Raw genomic sequence first — 16867 nt, 5'->3', positions numbered from 1 at the left:
TGCTTTTCGTCATTTTTGCCCACATCATCAGGGGGTCGCGAGCGCCAGTTTGACCGGTTCAATCGCAAAGGTTAATCCCTTGTCGCCGTTGTCAGCCACCACAAAACGCAACGCGCCTTCGACGTGAGCATAGTAGGGTGATCCCTTACCTTCTTTCAGCAATTCATCCAGCTTTTTACGCCCCTCTTCAGCGCTCAATCCCGGGACGAAGAACCGCAGCGAAGCGGTCATATAGGCCAGCGCTTTCTCCTGTGACGCACTCTGATCCGGACCGGGCAGCGGCAGCCAGGTAATCTGCAGAGTTTTGATTTTTCCGGTACCCGGCTCCAGTGCCGTCGAGGCATACAGGGTTTCGTTAATTTTGCTGGCGGCGCGCGTCAGATTGCTTTTGTCACCGCGATTATCAATGGCACGATACTCCAGCAGCGGCAGAGCCGGATTCGCCAGATTGTACTTTTCGCGAAACTGGCCGATTGTCATGTCAAAGGTGGGCGCACCCGCCAGCAGGTAAGGCGCAGCGGGCGGTGCGTCGGCCCGCTCCTGCGGTTGCGGATCGGCGGCAAATGCCGGAACCGTCAGCGCAAGCGATAACAGCAGTGCGCCAGGCAAATTCTTCATTTTGTCGACCCTAACCAGTAAACTCATGCCCAAATTAGAACGGTTTTTATCCGCGAGGTCAAAAGCGCGGCGGCTTTAATTTCTGCTGGGACAATAATGCATGACATTACAACAATGGTGTTTTTCTTATCGTGGCCGGCTGGGGCGACGTGACTTCTGGATCTGGCAGGCGGTCTGGCTGTTGACGACCACCTTATTATTCGTTTTAGCGGCGAATGAGTGGCTGGATACGCAAATGGCCGCATTCGGCGTGGTATGCCTGCTGTGGCCCGCCAGCGCGGTGCTGGTAAAGCGTCTGCACGATCGTAATCGTCGCGGCTACTGGGGATTTTTACTGATTGCAGCCTGGTTGTTGGTGGCGGGAAACTGGAGCATGTTAGACGGCATCCTGCCGTGGCTGGTGGGACGGGCCATTCCATTTGTGATACTGGCTGGACTGCTACTCGATATCGGCGTGTTTCGCGGCACCCCCGGCGATAACCGGTTTGGTGCCGCGGCGCAGCCGGTGCGTTACTGGCAGGCGGCTCACCAGTAATGTTCGCTGGTGATGTGGCCCGGTTTGCGCTTCAGGTGTTTGCGCATCTCGCGCGTCTCCTTAAGCAATTGCTGGGTATCACGCACCATCTGCGGGTTGCCGCACAGCATCACGTGGCTGCTGTCGGCATCGAGCGGTAATCCCACTGCGCGTTCCAGTTCGCCATTTTCAATCAGCGCAGGCACCCGGCCGGTGAGTGAACCGGCGATCTGTTCGCGGCTGACTACCGTCTGGATATGCAGCTTGCCGTGATAAACCTGCTGTAACTGCTGCATCAGCGGCAAAAAACTCAGGTCAGCAGCGTAACGCGCCGCATGAACCAGCACGATATTTTCAAACCGGTCCAGACCTTCGCCCTGCTGGAGCATAGAAAGATAAGGACCGATGGCGGTGCCGGTCGCCAGCATCCACAAGGTCCGGCAGTCCGGTACCTCATCCAGCACAAAGAAACCGGCCGCCTCTTTGGTCACCATTACCTGATCGCCAGGACGCAGCGCCTGTAAATGCGGGCTGAGCTTGCCGTCCGGAACGGTGACCAGATAGAACTCCAGCAGGTCATCTTTAGGCGCATTGACGTAGGAGTAAGCACGCTGGACACGTTCGCCATCAATTTCTAACGCCAGCTTGGCAAACTGGCCGGCGATAAACGGATCGACTGGCGCCTGAACCCGAAGGCTGAACAGCGCATCCGTCCAGTTTTTAACTTCCTTCACTTGAGCATTGACCCACTCGGCCATAATCACTCCCTGGTTGTTGATTATTCAGGCAGATGGCTATTTTCGCGACTGTGCCGCGAGATTGCTACCCTGCGTCCGGACAAAGGCTCTAATCGACAAACTGTTGCGTTACCTTTACAAGCTGGTGCATAAACTTGACGGGCGCAAGTCCGACCCTTTTTCGCTGCCTCTCGCTTTGTCATTTAATCCTGATATTTTTCACGCCATAACGAAACACTCAGCTGGTTAACGGCTGTTTTAACCTCTTTTCTCAGACAGATATGTTACTCAATCATGATGAATAAACTGGAAAATCGCCGCTTGCTGGTGATGCTGATTGTGCTGGTGGCAGTCGGGCAGATGGCGCAGACCATCTATGTACCGGCGATGGCCGCCATGGCTGACGCGCTAAACATACGCGATGGTGCGCTGCAACGGGTGATGGCAGCCTATCTGATGACCTACGGTGGATCGCAGCTGATCTACGGTCCCCTGTCGGACAGTGTCGGACGCCGGCCGGTGATCCTGGCGGGCATGATGATCTTTATGATCGGCGCGATCACCGCATTGATGGCCACGTCGCTTAATATGCTGGTGCTTGGCAGCGCGGTGCAGGGACTGGGAACCGGCGTAGCGGGCGTAATGGCCCGTACCATGCCGCGCGATCTCTACGAGGGACACGCGCTACGCCGGGCCAACAGCCTGCTTAATATGGGGATTCTGGTCAGCCCGCTGCTGGCACCGGTGATTGGCGCTCTGCTGACCCAGCTGTTTGGCTGGCACGCCTGTTTCGCCTTCCTGCTGCTGCTGTGCCTGGCCGTCACCGCCTCTATGGCGCGCTGGCTGCCGGAAACCCGCCCTTACAGTGCGGAAGTGACGCCGTTCTTTAAGCGCTATGTCCGTTTGCTCAGCGACGCCAGTTTCGTCCGCTACCTTGTGCTGCTGATTGGCGCGCTGGCGGGGATTGCGGTGTTTGAATCAAGCTGTGGCGTACTGCTGGGCGGCGTCCTCGGCCTGAACAGCCTGACCGTCAGCATTCTGTTTATTTTGCCGATTCCGGCGGCCTTTTTCGGTGCCTGGTTCGCCGGACGCGAGCAGGGCTCGTGGCACAGCCTGATGTGGTGGGGCGTTAATAGCTGCCTGCTGGCTGGCGTGCTGATGTGGATCCCGGCCTGGTTTGGCGTGATGAATATCTGGACGCTGCTGGTGCCGGCGGCGCTGTTTTTCTTTGGTGCCGGCATGCTGTTCCCGCTGGCAACCTCGGGCGCAATGGAACCTTACGCCTGGCTGGCTGGCAGCGCGGGCGCACTGATTGGCGGGATGCAGAATCTCGGATCCGGTCTGGTGGCGTGGCTGTCGGCGCTGATGCCGCAGCACGATCAGTTCAGCCTCGGGATGCTGATGTTCTTTACTGCGCTGGTGATGCTGCTGTGTTGGTTGCCGCTCTCACGTCAGCCGGAGCGCGGCAACCAGCCGGTTACAGGATAAACGGATGGAGTGCCGGATCTTTACGGTCGAGGTAATGAATCGACTGGATGCGGCGAATGGTGCGTGACTTACCGCGAATCAGCAGGGTTTCACTGGTGGCGATATTGCCCTGACGCGTGATGCCCTTCAGCAGGTCGCCGCTGGTAATGCCGGTGGCGGCAAACACCACATTGTCGTTGCGCGCCATCTCATCCAGCGGCAGCACTTTACCCGCTTCAATACCCATCTCAGCACAGCGCTGTAGCTCCTGTTCGCCCAGCCGCCGGTTCTCTTCGCTGTCGCCTTTAACCTGATGGCGCGGCAGTAACCTGCCCTGCATATCGCCGTCGAGCGCGCGGATCACCGCCGCTGAAACCACACCTTCCGGTGCGCCGCCGATGCCATACATCACATCCACTTCGCTGTCCGGCATGCAGGTCAGGATTGAGGCCGCAACATCGCCATCCGGGAAGGTAAACACCCGCACGCCAAGCTGTTGCAGCTCGCTGATGACCGCGTCATGCCGCGGCTTCGCCAGAATCGACACGGTTAACTGTGCCAGCGGTTTATTCATCGCCGCGGCAATATTTCGCAGGTTAGTTTCCAGCGGCAGGTCGAGATTGATCTGCCCACGCGCAGCCGGACCGACAATCAGCTTTTCCATGTACATATCGGGTGCATGAAGAAAGCTGCCCTTGTCGCCGACGGCCATTACCGCCAGGGCGTTCGCCTGGCCGAGAGCGGTCATGCGGGTACCCTCGATCGGATCGACCGCGATATCGACCGCATCGCCGCGCCCGGTACCGACTTTTTCACCGATGTAGAGCATCGGCGCTTCATCAATTTCGCCTTCACCGATCACAATCTGACCGTCGATTTCAATCGAGTTCAGTACGTGGCGCATGGCATGGACAGCGGCGCCATCGGCCGCATTTTTATCGCCGCGTCCTAACCAGTGATAGCCTGCCAGCGCGGCAGCCTCGGTTACGCGGGAAAATTCAATCGCAAGTTCTCGTTTCATGGCATCTACCTGACAAAAAACAGGCAGGCAGTGTAACACAGCGGGGGAGTGCGGCGGGGAAAAGGCCCGCGACAGCAACGGTCGCGGGCGTTGATCTTACTCTTGTTCTTCCCATGCCTGCGCACGGGCAACGGCTTTCTTCCAGCCAGCATAACGGTAGTTACGCTCGGTGGTTTCCAGACTTGGGCGGAACTCACGCTCAATCACCGCTTTAGAGCGGACTTCATCCAGATCCTGCCAGAAGCCGACTGCCAGACCTGCCAGATAGGCGGAACCCAGCGCCGTAACTTCACGTACTTCCGGCCGCTCAACGCGGGTGCCGAGAATGTCAGACTGGAACTGCATCAGGAAGTTATTGGCAACTGCACCCCCATCGACGCGCAGCGCCTGCAGACGAGTATTGGCATCGTTCTGCATCGCTTCCAGCACATCGCGGGTCTGATAGGCGATAGACTCCAGCGTCGCACGGATGATGTGGTTGGCATTGGCACCACGCGTCAGGCCGAAGATAGCGCCGCGGGCATACGGATCCCAGTAAGGCGCACCCAGGCCGGTAAAGGCCGGTACCATGTAAACGCCGTTGGTATCTTTCACCTTCATAGCGAAGTATTCAGAGTCAGCCGCATCGCTGATCAGCTTCATCTCATCACGCAGCCACTGAATGGAGGCGCCGCCGATAAATACCGCGCCTTCCAGCGCATAGTTCACTTCACCGCGTGGACCGCAGGCGATGGTGGTCAGCAGGCCGTGGGTGGAGGTAACCGCTTCGGTGCCGGTGTTCATCAGCATAAAGCAGCCGGTACCGTAGGTGTTTTTCGCCATGCCAGGCTGAACGCACAGCTGGCCATACAGCGCGGCCTGCTGATCACCGGCAATCCCGGCGATAGGAATACGCGTACCGCCTTTACCGCCGATGTTGGTCTGGCCATAAACTTCTGACGATGATTTCACTTCCGGCAGCATTTCACGCGGGATATCAAGGATATCCAGCATACGCTGATCCCACTCCAGCTTGTGGATGTTGAACATCATGGTACGTGAGGCGTTGGTGTAATCGGTGATATGCACCCGGCCCTGGGTCATTTTCCATACCAGCCAGGTATCAACGGTACCGAACAGCAGTTCGCCACGTTTTGCACGCTCACGCGCGCCTTCCACATGGTCAAGGATCCACTTCACTTTGGTACCGGAGAAGTACGGGTTAATCACCAGACCGGTGGTGTGCTGGATATACTCTTCCAGACCCTCTTTCTTCAGCTTGTGGCAGTAATCAGCGGTACGTGGATCCTGCCAGACGATGGCGTTATAGATTGGCTTGCCGGTCTCTTTGTCCCAGACGATGGCGGTTTCACGCTGGTTGGTGATACCAATGGCTGCGATCTCATCGGAACGAATGTCGGCGTGCGCCAGAACTTCAACCAGCGTCGAGCTTTGTGACGCCCAGATATCCATCGGATCATGCTCAACCCAGCCCGCTTTCGGGTAGATCTGGGTGAATTCACGCTGCGATACCGCCACAATGTTGGCGTCGTGATCGAGGATCACCGCACGTGAACTGGTTGTGCCCTGATCGAGCGCGACAATATATTTTTTATCGGTGGTAGTCATAAATTCTGTCCTGATGATAAAAGGTGAAACTTACGCTTTACGCTGCTGAGTGCGCGCAACCGGTTTTTCTGCTGGAACACTGGCCGGTTCCTGAGCTGCACCTGGCAGATAACGGGCAATCAGTACGCGATAAGCCACGGCTCCCAGGCAGGCACCAACCAGCGGGCCAAAAATCGGCACGAGGAAGTAAGGGATGTCACGACCGCCGGTAAAGGCCACGTTACCCCAGCCTGCCAGCCATGCGAAGATCTTCGGTCCGAAATCACGAGCCGGGTTCAGGGCGAAGCCGGTCAGTGGACCCATCGCGCCGCCGATAATCGCTACCAGCAGGCCGATCAGCAGGGGGGCCAGCGGACCGCGTGGAATGCCGTTGCCGTCATCCGTCAGGCCCATAATGACCGCCATTAATACTGCAGTGATCACCATCTCAACCAGGAAAGCCTGACCAACACCGATGTGCGGGTTAGGGTAGGTAGAGAAGATGCCGGCCAGGTCGAGACTTTCAACCGTGCCGCGTACCATCTGATGACTCTGCTCGTAGTCGATAAACAGGCTGTAGTAGAGACCGTACACCAGTGCGGCAGCGCAGAAAGCGCCGGCAACCTGCGACACGATGTAGGGAACGACTTTACGCCCTTCAAAATTGGCGAACAGGCAAAGCGCAACGGTGATAGCCGGATTCAGATGCGCACCTGAAATGCCGGCAGTAAGGTAGGCAGCCATGGAAACACCCAGGCCCCAGATAATACAGATTTCCCACTGTCCGAAGGCGGCACCGGCGAGTTTCAGCGCAGCTACACAGCCTGCACCAAAGAAAATGATCAAGCCGGTCCCCAGAAATTCGGCAATACACTGACCTTTGAGCGTGTTAGTTGTCTGACTCATAATAATTGTTCCTGAAGCGAGGTTAAATTTTATCAGTTTTTGTTCTCAGTCCATGAGTCACCCAGCTTTATTGTAGGGCTGATGTAAATTTATCGTTAACGAACATAAACGAGAAATAGCGAAATCGTTTTTTGTGTACTGCGTCATAAAAATGCGCGTTTTCGCGTATTCTGGCTTTCTTAAATCATCATTCGGCACTTACTGCCGCGGCCAATACGGATGGCAAAAGCAGAGCCGCGCTAAGCGCAGCGGAATCTTAGGGATTGGCTGAAAAGTGTTACAGACTGCGCCCGGCGCGCCCGCGTTGCTGGACTTGCGGGGTGAGGCTACATACAATCGGGACAACGTTGCTGGCTTACGCTGGCATCATCAACGCCTTGCAGGAATTTAGGAGAGGTCAGAAAGATGTCATTTGAAGTGTTTGAGAAACTGGAAGCGAAAGTACAGCAGGCGATTGATACCATCACCCTGTTGCAGATGGAAATCGAAGAGCTGAAAGAGCAGAACAACGCGCTGCGTAACGATGCGCAACAAGTCGCGGGCAACCACGATGCGCTGATGCGTGAAAATCAGCACCTGAAAGAAGAGCAACACGTGTGGCAGGAACGTCTGCGTGCATTGCTGGGAAAAATGGAAGAGGTTTGAAGCCTCAGCTGACGTGAAAACGGGTGCTCAGGCACCCGTTTTTCATGGCTGGCGTTATTCGAGGTCCAGCGCGTCTTCTGACAGGATAATACCGGTGTTATCGGCATAGAGATGGTCGCCGGAAAAGAAGGTGACGCCGCCAAAATTGACGCGCACATCGCTTTCACCAATCCCTTCACCCGCTGCACCAGCCGGAATCGCCGCGATCGCCTGAATGCCGATCTCCAGCTCTTCCAGCTCATCAACCTGACGAACTGAACCGTAAATCACCAGGCCTTCCCACTCGTTAGTGGCCGCCAGGCGCGCCAGCTGGGCATCGACCAGCGCCCGACGCACCGAGCCGCCGCCGTCAATCACCAGCACCCGGCCCCGGCCATTTTCTTCCAGCAGGTCATAAAGTAAACCGTTGTCTTCAAAGCATTTCACTGTGGTAATCTGACCACCGAATGAAGTGCGCCCACCAAAGTTTGAAAAAAGCGGTTCAACAACATTCACTTCTTCATGGTAGATATCGCAGAGTTCAGATGTATCGTATTTCATAAGGGTTTCGTCTGTTTGCCACAGGAGCGGTAAGTATATCGCTTTATGCTGATTGTTGGCAAAATCATCAGTGGAAAAAAGCAGCGTTGCATCAAGAGCATGCATAAAAAAGCCCAACCTGATGGCTGGGCTTGAGAAAAGTAGTGATCGACCCGATTAGAGGATAAAGCGGCTCAGGTCTTCGTCGGCCACCAGTTCATCCAGATGTTTACCGACATAGTCAGCATCAATGGTGACGGACTCGCCGTGGCGATCGCTGGCGTCATAAGAGATATCTTCCATCAGACGCTCCAGCACGGTATGCAGACGACGCGCACCGATGTTTTCGGTGGTCTCGTTCACCTGCCAGGCCGCTTCAGCGATACGACGGATACCGTCGGCGGTGAAGTCGATGTTAACGCCTTCGGTGTTCATCAACGCTTTATACTGCACGGTGACCGACGCGTTCGGTTCAGTCAGAATGCGCTCGAAATCGTTCACGGTCAGCGCCTGTAGTTCAACACGAATCGGCAGACGACCCTGCAGTTCCGGGATCAGATCGGACGGACTGGCCACCTGGAAAGCGCCAGAGGCGATAAACAGAATGTGGTCAGTTTTCACCATGCCGTGTTTAGTCGAAACGGTACAGCCTTCAACCAGCGGCAGCAGGTCGCGCTGAACCCCTTCACGTGACACATCCGGGCCGCCGGCATTCTGGCCGCCGCGCTTACAGATTTTGTCGATCTCATCGATAAACACGATACCGTGCTGCTCGACCGCCTCAATCGCTTCCTGCTTCAGCTCTTCCGGATTGACCAGTTTGGCCGCTTCTTCTTCCACCAGCAGCTTCATCGCTTCTTTAATCTTCAGCTTGCGTGGCTTCTGTTTCTGGCCGCCGAGGTTCTGGAACATCGACTGCAGCTGGCTGGTCATCTCTTCCATGCCTGGAGGTGCCATGATCTCAACACCCGGACCGCTGGCGGCCAGGTCGATCTCAATTTCTTTGTCGTCCAGCTGGCCTTCACGCAGTTTTTTGCGGAAAGACTGGCGGGCGGCTGATGGCTCGGGTGCCTGTTCTGGCTGGCCCCAGTTATTTTTCGCCGGTGGGATCAGCACATCAAGGATGCGCTCTTCCGCCATCTCTTCGGCGCGGTATTTGTTCTTTTCAATCGCCTGACTGCGGACCATTTTAATCGCAGAGTCGGTCAGGTCGCGGATGATCGAGTCTACTTCTTTACCGACGTAACCCACTTCGGTGAATTTGGTCGCTTCAACTTTAATAAATGGCGCATTCGCCAGTTTAGCCAGTCGACGGGCGATCTCGGTTTTACCGACACCGGTCGGGCCGATCATCAGAATGTTTTTCGGTGTTACTTCATGGCGCAGCTCTTCGTCAAGCTGCATGCGGCGCCAGCGGTTACGCAGCGCGATAGCCACGGCGCGCTTAGCGCTATCCTGGCCAATGATAAAACGGTTCAGCTCGCTGACGATTTCGCGCGGAGTCATCTCAGACATGTTTTAATCCTTACGCCTTGGACGGTAATTCTTCGAAATTAACGTTATGGTTAGTGTAGATGCAGATATCACCCGCGATGTTCAGCGATTTTTCAACGATGTCGCGTGCACCCATCTCAGTATTTTCCAGCAGCGCACGGGCGGCTGCCTGGGCGAAAGGACCACCGGAACCGATGGCGATCAGATCATTTTCAGGCTGGATGACATCACCGTTGCCGCTGATGATCAGCGACGCTGACTCATCGGCGACCGCCAGTAATGCTTCAAGGCGGCGCAGCATGCGGTCAGTACGCCAGTCTTTGGCCAGCTCAACCGCGGCTTTCACCAGGTGACCCTGATGCATTTCCAGTTTACGTTCGAAGAGTTCAAACAGGGTGAAGGCATCTGCAGTGCCGCCAGCAAACCCGGCGATCACTTTATCGTTGTATAAACGACGCACTTTTTTAACGTTGCCTTTCATCACGGTATTGCCGAGCGTAGCCTGGCCATCACCGCCAATCACTACCTGGCCGTTGCGTCGTACACTTACTATTGTTGTCACGGGCAGACCCCTTGTTGCATTCGGAAAAAGGCTCCGCGCACCGGGCGCGGAGGTTCATGCAAACAGATATGGGGCGGGTTTGACGGGTTTCAACCCCCGACGGCGAGCGGAATACAGCTGGAGTGACCGGAACTGCGCAGGCGTTTCAGAGTGCTGTCGGCGGTGGCGCGGTCTTTATAAGGGCCGATAACCACACGATTCCAGCCGCCGCCGGTAGTAATCCGGCTTTCAAAACCTTCGAAGGCTAAGCCAGCACGTACCGATTCCGCCTGGTCAGTGCCTTTGAAGGAGCCACACTGCACCATCCAGCGCTGAGAAGAGGCTTTCTCGGCGGGTTTGGCTTTCGCGGTTTCCTGCGGTTTCGGTTGTGACACCGGTTCACGCGTAATCGGTGCAGGCTGCGTCTGGCGCTGTACGTTTTGCTGCTGCTGCTGCTGCTGCTGCTGCTGCTGACGCTGTTGTTGCTGCTGCAATTGTTGCTGACGTTGCTGCTGTTGCTGCGCCTGCAACTGCTGGCGTTGTTGCTGCTGCTGTACCTGCTGCTGTTGGCGTTGCAGTTGCTGCAACTGCTGCTGATGTTGCAGCGTCTGCTGACGCTGGGCCGGCGTCTGCTCGTTCCACGGCACTTCGTTCAGCTGCGTTGGCTGCTGACGCATGTCGGCCTGCATCTGCTCCAGCAACTGGCGTTGCTCGTCGGTCAGCTGAGTCTGCGATTTCACTTCGCCGCCTGAAGAGGGCTCGATAGGCGTCGGCACGGTGACCTGACGATTTTCCAGCTCTTTGATGTACTTCCAGCGCTCTTCTGGCTTAGGCGGTAAGCCATTACCGTTGGCTTTATGATCCGTAATGACCGGCACGTCCTCTTTCTTGTGATGCGCCAGGAACCATAAACCACCGGCAAAGGTCACCAACACCGCAACCGCCAGTACAATCATCAATTTTGATGTTCCCGAACCGCCTTTACTCTTCTTGCCACGGCTGGGGCTTTTTTTGCGACGCGTCCCTGTTGAACGCCCGCGGCCTACATAATCTTTTTGTGCCACTCTCGTTCTGATACCCTTCAAAAAATAGTGCCAAATGGGCGAATCGATGGTTCTTATGCGCCCGGCAAGGAGTCCGCCATGTTACTTAAGGGTCGGAACTTTGACCAGCAGTGTTCGCCTTAAGAATCTACTGAAAAAAATGCCAGATTTCGCTTATTTTTCACGCTTTTTTGCTGGCGCCGTGCTGCCACGAATGGTTAGCCCGGCATCCAGCAGCCGCGATCCACTGCTGACGCGTTTGCCCTGCAGCTCATCCAGTAGCAGTAACATCGCTTCCCGGCCGATCTGATAACGCGGTTGCGTCACGGTGGTCAACGGCGGCTCGCAGTAACGCGACAGCTCAATATCATCAAACCCGACCACCGACAGATCTTCGGGTATCCGCAGTCCGCTGCGTCTGGCCTGATTCATCGCCCCGAGCGCCATAATATCACTGTGGCAGAACAGGGCGCGCGGCGGCTGTGGCAGCGACAGCAGCTGCTTCATCGCCGCCACGCCCGCTTCAAAGGTAAAATCGCCCCGTACAATATAGGTGGGATCAACGGTTAACCCGCTGCGGCGCATCGCCTGGACATAACCCTGCAGGCGATACTGACAGAGCGGCATCTCTTCCGGCCCGGCAATACAGGCGATTTGCCGGTGTCCCAACTGCAGCAGATGATTGACCGCCTCAAACGCGGCGGTCAGGTTATCGATGTGTACGGTGGGCAGTGACATTTCCGGCGCAAACTCATTTGCCATCACCATCGGTGGCAGATTGCGCTGTTCATCGACGCTGGCATCAAAGGGGAGCTGGGATCCCAGCAGCACCATGCCATCGATCTGCCGCGTCAGCATCAGGTTCAGAAAGGTTCTTTCCTGCTGATTCTGGTGCGCGCAGTCGCCAATCAGGACCAGATAGCCCTCTGCGGCCGCCGTGACTTCGACGCCGCGAATGATTTCGCTGAAGAAGGGATCGCAGATGTCGGGAACAATCACCAGAATGGTCTGGGTATCGTTACGGCGCGCGTTGCGGGTCAGCCCATGCGGCGCATATCCCACCGCCGCAACCGCCTGCTCAACTTTCTGCCGGGTGGCGGCAGAGACTTTCTCCGGGTTCATCAGCGCACGCGAAACGGTGGCGGTTGAGACGCCCGCTTTTTCCGCTACGTCTTTCATGGTGGCGGCGGGCGGTTGTTGATTCTGCTCCAACACATGCTCCTGACGCGTTATGGCGCGTTCGATTCTGTTTTGCCTGACCTAAAAGCAAGCCGGGCAACATTGTTAACGATTGCCCGGCTGGTTGTTACTTAATTTGCATAAAAATTGTGACTTATGCGACTTTTTTCGATCTGGCTCGCAGTGTCACGCGCATCAGCTCTCGGTGGGATCGATATCCAGCGTCCATTTTACTTTGCGCGCGGCGGGCAGGGTGGAAACCAGCGGCAATGAACTGCTCAGTAACTGTTGCAGACGCTGACGCGAAGGATGCTGGACCAGCAGCTGCCAGCGCCAGCGGCCGCTGCGTTTTGGCTGCAGGGCAGGCAGGGGGCCCATAAACCACATCGCGCTGTCATTGAGCGGGCTCGACTCCAGCAGATTTCGCAGCTGCTGCAGGAATTCCGCCGCTTGCTGATTATCCATATCTTCCGCCCGGAACAGCGCGTGGCGGCTCCATGGCGGCAGGAACACCGCCTGGCGCTCCAGCAGCGCCTGCTGGGCAAAGGCGAAATAACCTTTATGCAGCAGGGTCTGCAACAGCGGATGTTCAGGATGGTGGGTCTGCAGCAGCACTTCGCCCTGTTTACCGGCGCGACCGGCGCGACCGGCAACCTGAGTGTAAAGCTGGGCAAACCGTTCAGCCGCACGGAAATCAGCGGAGAACAGCGCACCATCCACATCCAGCAGCGAGACCAGCGTGACGTCGGGGAAGTGGTGGCCTTTTGCCAGCATCTGGGTACCGACCAGTATGCGAGCGCCGCCGCGATGGACATCGGCCAGATGCTGCTCCAGCGCACCTTTGCGGCTGGTGGTATCGCGGTCGATGCGCGATACCGGGATGCCGGGAAACAGCGAGCCGAGCTGCTGTTCCAGCTGTTCAGTACCGACACCCACCGGCAGCAAATGGGTCGAGCCACATTGCGGACACTGATTAGGCAGCGGTCGCTGGCTGTCGCAATGGTGGCAGCGCAGCTGGCGGTGGTGCTGATGCAGCGTGTAGTAGCGGTCACAGCGCGAACATTCGGCAATCCAGCCACAATCGTGGCATAGCAGGGCCGGCGAAAAGCCACGGCGATTCAGAAACAGCAGCACCTGATTGTCAGCCTGCAGATGCTGGCGCATTTTGCCGATCAGCGCCGGTGCCAGGCCGCCGGTCAGCTGCACGCCTTTCAGATCGATCAACTGTTGCAGTGCCGGTCGGGCATTACCGGCGCGTTTCGTCAGGTCGAGCTGACGATATTTACCGCTGCGGACGTTGTGCAGCGTCTCCAGTGCCGGCGTCGCCGATCCCATCACTATTGGGATGTTCTCTTCATGCGCGCGGAATACCGCCAGATCGCGTGCCTGGTAGCGCCAGCCTTCCTGCTGTTTATAGGAGCTGTCGTGCTCTTCATCAATAATGATCACCCCGGGGCGCGCCAGCGGAGTAAACAGCGCCGAGCGGGTGCCGATCACGATGGCCGTTTCGCCCCGTCGCGCGCGCAGCCATACCGCCAGCCGCTCACTGTCATTTAAGGCAGAGTGGAGCACATCGATCGGCGCATCGAAGCGCTCACGGAAACGGGCGATGGTTTGCGGGGTTAAGCCAATTTCGGGTACCAGCACCAGCGCCTGCTTGCCGCGTGACAGCACATTTTCCAGCACGCTGAGATAAACCTCGGTTTTGCCGGAGCCGGTGATGCCCGCCAGCAGCCATGCGGCATACTGTTCATCTTCTGCCCGGATTGCGCCAACCGCCATCGCCTGATCGGTATTCAGCCGCAGGCGTTCGCCTTTAATCGCGAAGGTGGTGCGCCAGTCATGCATCTGCGGCTGATGTTCATGCAGCTCACACAGACCTTTAGCCCGTAGCGCCTGCATTGCCGCATCCGTCAGATCGTGTTCGCTGACCTGATGACGATAGAGCGGCCGCTGACGCAGGGCGGCCAGCGCCTGCTGCTGTTTCGGCGCGCGTTTTAAGCTTTCGGGTGCCGTGGCGCGGCCCTGCTCGGTGATCACCCATTGCCATAATGGATTGTCCTGCGCCGGTTTACCCTGACGCAGCAGCACCGGTATCGCATGGCTCAGCACTTCACCGAGCGGGGAATGATAATAGCTGGCCGCCCAGTTGAGGATGCGCCACAACGACGGCGGATAGAGTGATTCACTGTCCAGCACCTCCGCAACGCGTTTCAGTTGCGCTTCCGGCAGATCGCTGTTGTCACGCAGCGCAACGACAATGCCGATCATTTTGCGGTTGCCGAACGGCACGCTCACGCGACCGCCAATCACCGGCTGCGCACCGACCGGGGGCAGATAGTCAAACAGACGGGGCAAGGGGACGGGCAGGGCAACCTGAACAACGGGCATAGCAATCTCTTTCCGGCTCAATCATCGGGGGAAGATAGTGTACACGCTGGCCCCGGTGGCGGGTATCTCAGCATATATTTGCAGCAATCAGAAGTTAGCTGTATAATGTTGCGCCTTCGGTGAGAAAGATCTTGCCGGAGTCCACCCTTTATTGTTCAACCGCGTGTGGTGCTGTGCGGGTTACGACCTGGTACGGAGAGCGACACGGCCTTATATGAGGTTTCCCATGAAACAAGGTATTCACCCGAAATACGAAGCAGTTACTATCAAATGTACCTGCGGCAACGAGATTCACACCCGTTCGACACTGACTCACGAACTGAACCTGGACGTATGTGGTAAATGCCACCCGTTCTACACCGGTAAGCAGCGTGAAGTGGCAACTGGTGGCCGTGTTGACCGCTTTAACAAGCGTTTCAGCGTGCCAGGCGCTAAAAAATAAGATTAAAAGGCACCTGAACCTGCGGGTTCGGCGGCAAGAAAAAACCCAGCTTCGGCTGGGTTTTTTTATGTCGTTTGCTTACAGGCGCATGCTTTTATTACAGACCGGTGCCCGGTACTGAGGGCGCCACAGGTTTATTCAGTTCAAGTGATGGTGTCATATAGTTACCATCCAGATCGCGGATACTGGCAATCTTAGGCGCATTAATGATGATGTTATCCGCCGTCATGGTGCCTGAAGTACAGAATATCCACCATACACAGGATGAATTACTGATTTTCTCATCGGTTGCCAGTGCTAAGGTTTCTGCTTTCAGGGTGCCGGTATTAGTGATTCCTTTATCACCAGATACACTTAATAGACCGGTAGCCTGCATAACCCCTTCATTGCGGACTTCTCCCGCCATAATAATGGCATTCTGAGCGGTCAGATTTGCAGCATTAGAGAACTTTTTAGCAGAAAGATAAGCCAGACTTTGCGAGGTGACATCGCCGCCTGACAGGAGGTTTATTTCCTTAACCGCATCCACACTGATTGCACCTGCCTGCAATGACCCTGAGTTGAGCACCTGGGTTTGGTAGAGGGCTTTGGTTACGCCGTCAACCGGGCCATAACCTGTCTCTATTACCAGATTATTCTCCGCTGTAATTTTACCTCTATTCTCAATATCACCCGATAAAGAAGCGATCTTTATATTGCCTGAGGTACTGATTGTCGCCTTTTCGCTATTATAAAAATTTCCCACTGTCGCAATGGTGGCATTAGCAGTGGTTTTAATCCCCCCCTCATTATGGAACGCGCCTTTTATCTTTAATATTGTCTGATCAGAAGACAAATCACCTTTATTTATCATTCCGTTGCTGGCAGACGCACTGATAAGGCCACTTTCAACGGTGCCATTATTAGTTAACGCCCCATTAGACGAAATATAAAGGCTGTTGGCGTTAAGTATGCCACTATTATTTACTCCTGCTCCCGCCTCAGTGGTTTGCAGTTGAATAACCCCCGCCGTTACGCCTCCCAGCGCGCTTACATCGATACTGTTATCGTAACGCTGGCTGTTTCCGTTTACAGTTACCTGTCCCGACACGATATCGTAATCATAGCTACCTGCAATCGCGTTCAACTGGCTGGTTTCAATCTGCCCCATAACATTAATTTTTTGTGCCAGCAGATCGGTATAGTCGGCTCCTTTCAGGCCATTACCACTAACATTAATCGAACCTTGTTCTACTTTAAAGCCGGTTAATACGCCGTCAGAGAATTTTGGCGTGCCGGTGGTGAGCGTGGCCCGACCGGTATTAATAAAGCCACAGCCAGAACAGCTAATGCCGTTAGGGTTGGCGATAATGACATCCGCTTTTTGACCAGCAACTTCTATATAACCGTTGAGAAAAGACGGGTTTTTTGAAATGACTTCATTAAGAATCAGGCTGGCAGGACCTTCCAGATTACTGTTATGCGCAATATTACCGCTTTCACGGATTAAATCTGTTGTACTGTTGTTAATGATCATGCCCTGAGAGGGTACATTGAAACTCTGGTACATATTATGCGAAAGACCATTTGCATCGGCTTTATTAATGTTAACCACCGTTGAACCGTTTGCATGGGTGTAACTGTCAAGTGCAGCAAAGGCTGGCTGGCAGCTGAGCGTGGCCAGAGTCGCCAGAAATAATAGATTCATTTTATGCTTTTTCATTTTTATCCCTTAAAGTATTGATGTTTTTAACGCTGTGTACTGTGGTTATGTAAAATAATCC

General features: G+C 55.6%; 16 protein-coding genes. 4 read left to right on the top strand and 12 right to left on the bottom strand.

Translation table 11 applies throughout. From position 1 onward, the window contains the following. Positions 1-27 precede the first annotated feature (27 nt). Positions 28-618 (bottom strand): DUF1454 family protein, encoded by a 591-nt coding sequence (locus AC6I8I_RS19420; RefSeq protein ID WP_312055969.1) that lies wholly within the window; start codon positions 616-618, stop codon positions 28-30. A gap of 100 nt (positions 619-718) precedes the next feature. Here AC6I8I_RS19420 and AC6I8I_RS19415 point away from each other — a divergent pair, with 100 nt between their 5' ends. Next, complete coding sequence (locus AC6I8I_RS19415; protein ID WP_312055970.1) at positions 719-1153, top strand: DUF805 domain-containing protein; 435 nt, start codon at positions 719-721, stop codon at positions 1151-1153. Here the strand turns inward: AC6I8I_RS19415 and fpr are convergent. Further along, positions 1144-1890: a ferredoxin--NADP(+) reductase gene (gene fpr / locus AC6I8I_RS19410; RefSeq protein ID WP_312055971.1), complete on the bottom strand. Its 747-nt coding sequence runs from the start codon at positions 1888-1890 to the stop codon at positions 1144-1146. The two genes, AC6I8I_RS19415 and fpr, sit on opposite strands and share 10 nt — an antisense overlap. A 273-nt stretch (positions 1891-2163) precedes the next feature. Between fpr and emrD the strand changes: the two genes are divergently transcribed. Next, positions 2164-3357, top strand: coding sequence for a multidrug efflux MFS transporter EmrD (emrD, locus tag AC6I8I_RS19405; protein ID WP_312055972.1), 1194 nt, complete (start codon positions 2164-2166; stop codon positions 3355-3357). Here the strand turns inward: emrD and glpX are convergent. The 3 genes from glpX to AC6I8I_RS19390 form a co-directional block, all read right to left on the bottom strand. Further along, positions 3347-4357 (bottom strand): class II fructose-bisphosphatase, encoded by a 1011-nt coding sequence (glpX, locus tag AC6I8I_RS19400; protein ID WP_031375612.1) that lies wholly within the window; start codon positions 4355-4357, stop codon positions 3347-3349. The genes emrD and glpX overlap by 11 nt on opposite strands. Before the next feature lie 96 nt (positions 4358-4453). After that, positions 4454-5965: a glycerol kinase GlpK gene (glpK, locus tag AC6I8I_RS19395; protein WP_312055973.1), complete on the bottom strand. Its 1512-nt coding sequence runs from the start codon at positions 5963-5965 to the stop codon at positions 4454-4456. A gap of 30 nt (positions 5966-5995) precedes the next feature. Further along, complete coding sequence (locus AC6I8I_RS19390) at positions 5996-6850, bottom strand: MIP/aquaporin family protein (protein ID WP_312055974.1); 855 nt, start codon at positions 6848-6850, stop codon at positions 5996-5998. A gap of 405 nt (positions 6851-7255) precedes the next feature. Here AC6I8I_RS19390 and zapB point away from each other — a divergent pair, with 405 nt between their 5' ends. Then, the gene (zapB, locus tag AC6I8I_RS19385; protein WP_031375614.1) at positions 7256-7495 is read left to right on the top strand and encodes a cell division protein ZapB; all 240 of its coding nucleotides are present in this window, start codon (positions 7256-7258) and stop codon (positions 7493-7495) included. Positions 7496-7549: 54 nt separating this feature from the next. Here the strand turns inward: zapB and rraA are convergent, their stop codons facing one another. The 6 genes from rraA to priA all read right to left on the bottom strand — a co-directional run bounded on the left by rraA (position 7550) and on the right by priA (position 14662). After that, the gene (gene rraA, locus AC6I8I_RS19380; RefSeq protein WP_009088032.1) at positions 7550-8035 is read right to left on the bottom strand and encodes a ribonuclease E activity regulator RraA; all 486 of its coding nucleotides are present in this window, start codon (positions 8033-8035) and stop codon (positions 7550-7552) included. Between the two features lie 156 nt (positions 8036-8191). Continuing rightward, positions 8192-9529, bottom strand: coding sequence for an ATP-dependent protease ATPase subunit HslU (hslU, locus tag AC6I8I_RS19375; protein WP_031377652.1), 1338 nt, complete (start codon positions 9527-9529; stop codon positions 8192-8194). Positions 9530-9539: 10 nt separating this feature from the next. Beyond that, a complete protein-coding gene (gene hslV / locus AC6I8I_RS19370; protein WP_031377651.1) occupies positions 9540-10070 on the bottom strand; it encodes an ATP-dependent protease subunit HslV in 531 nt (176 codons plus the stop codon). Between the two features lie 89 nt (positions 10071-10159). Further along, on the bottom strand, positions 10160-11113 hold the full coding sequence (gene ftsN, locus AC6I8I_RS19365) for a cell division protein FtsN (protein ID WP_497828205.1): 954 nt from the start codon (positions 11111-11113) through the stop codon (positions 10160-10162). 153 nt (positions 11114-11266) lie between these two features. Continuing rightward, complete coding sequence (cytR, locus tag AC6I8I_RS19360) at positions 11267-12304, bottom strand: DNA-binding transcriptional regulator CytR (protein ID WP_497828204.1); 1038 nt, start codon at positions 12302-12304, stop codon at positions 11267-11269. A gap of 162 nt (positions 12305-12466) precedes the next feature. Further along, complete coding sequence (gene priA, locus AC6I8I_RS19355; protein WP_312055977.1) at positions 12467-14662, bottom strand: primosomal protein N'; 2196 nt, start codon at positions 14660-14662, stop codon at positions 12467-12469. A gap of 226 nt (positions 14663-14888) precedes the next feature. Here priA and rpmE point away from each other — a divergent pair, with 226 nt between their 5' ends. After that, positions 14889-15104 (top strand): 50S ribosomal protein L31, encoded by a 216-nt coding sequence (gene rpmE, locus AC6I8I_RS19350; RefSeq protein WP_003851227.1) that lies wholly within the window; start codon positions 14889-14891, stop codon positions 15102-15104. A gap of 97 nt (positions 15105-15201) precedes the next feature. Here rpmE and AC6I8I_RS19345 read toward each other — a convergent pair whose 3' ends face one another. Beyond that, a complete protein-coding gene (locus AC6I8I_RS19345) occupies positions 15202-16806 on the bottom strand; it encodes a filamentous hemagglutinin N-terminal domain-containing protein (protein WP_497828203.1) in 1605 nt (534 codons plus the stop codon). Between the last annotated feature and the right edge of the window lie 61 nt (positions 16807-16867).

The organism is Pantoea sp. X-Soil-YNGN-775, from assembly GCF_059730575.1.
Note: the sequence above shows the minus strand (reverse complement) of the source record. Positions and strands in the feature narration are given on the sequence as shown.

Coding starts and splice junctions, on each gene's coding strand:
- AC6I8I_RS19415 (WP_312055970.1), top strand. CDS start 719: ATGACATTACAACAATGGTGTTTTTCTTATCGTGGCCGGCTGGGGCGA.
- rraA (WP_009088032.1), bottom strand. CDS start 8,035: ATGAAATACGATACATCTGAACTCTGCGATATCTACCATGAAGAAGTG.
- fpr (WP_312055971.1), bottom strand. CDS start 1,890: ATGGCCGAGTGGGTCAATGCTCAAGTGAAGGAAGTTAAAAACTGGACG.
- AC6I8I_RS19345 (WP_497828203.1), bottom strand. CDS start 16,806: ATGAAAAAGCATAAAATGAATCTATTATTTCTGGCGACTCTGGCCACG.
- AC6I8I_RS19420 (WP_312055969.1), bottom strand. CDS start 618: ATGAAGAATTTGCCTGGCGCACTGCTGTTATCGCTTGCGCTGACGGTT.
- AC6I8I_RS19390 (WP_312055974.1), bottom strand. CDS start 6,850: ATGAGTCAGACAACTAACACGCTCAAAGGTCAGTGTATTGCCGAATTT.
- hslU (WP_031377652.1), bottom strand. CDS start 9,529: ATGTCTGAGATGACTCCGCGCGAAATCGTCAGCGAGCTGAACCGTTTT.
- priA (WP_312055977.1), bottom strand. CDS start 14,662: ATGCCCGTTGTTCAGGTTGCCCTGCCCGTCCCCTTGCCCCGTCTGTTT.
- glpK (WP_312055973.1), bottom strand. CDS start 5,965: ATGACTACCACCGATAAAAAATATATTGTCGCGCTCGATCAGGGCACA.
- emrD (WP_312055972.1), top strand. CDS start 2,164: ATGATGAATAAACTGGAAAATCGCCGCTTGCTGGTGATGCTGATTGTG.
- rpmE (WP_003851227.1), top strand. CDS start 14,889: ATGAAACAAGGTATTCACCCGAAATACGAAGCAGTTACTATCAAATGT.
- zapB (WP_031375614.1), top strand. CDS start 7,256: ATGTCATTTGAAGTGTTTGAGAAACTGGAAGCGAAAGTACAGCAGGCG.
- glpX (WP_031375612.1), bottom strand. CDS start 4,357: ATGAAACGAGAACTTGCGATTGAATTTTCCCGCGTAACCGAGGCTGCC.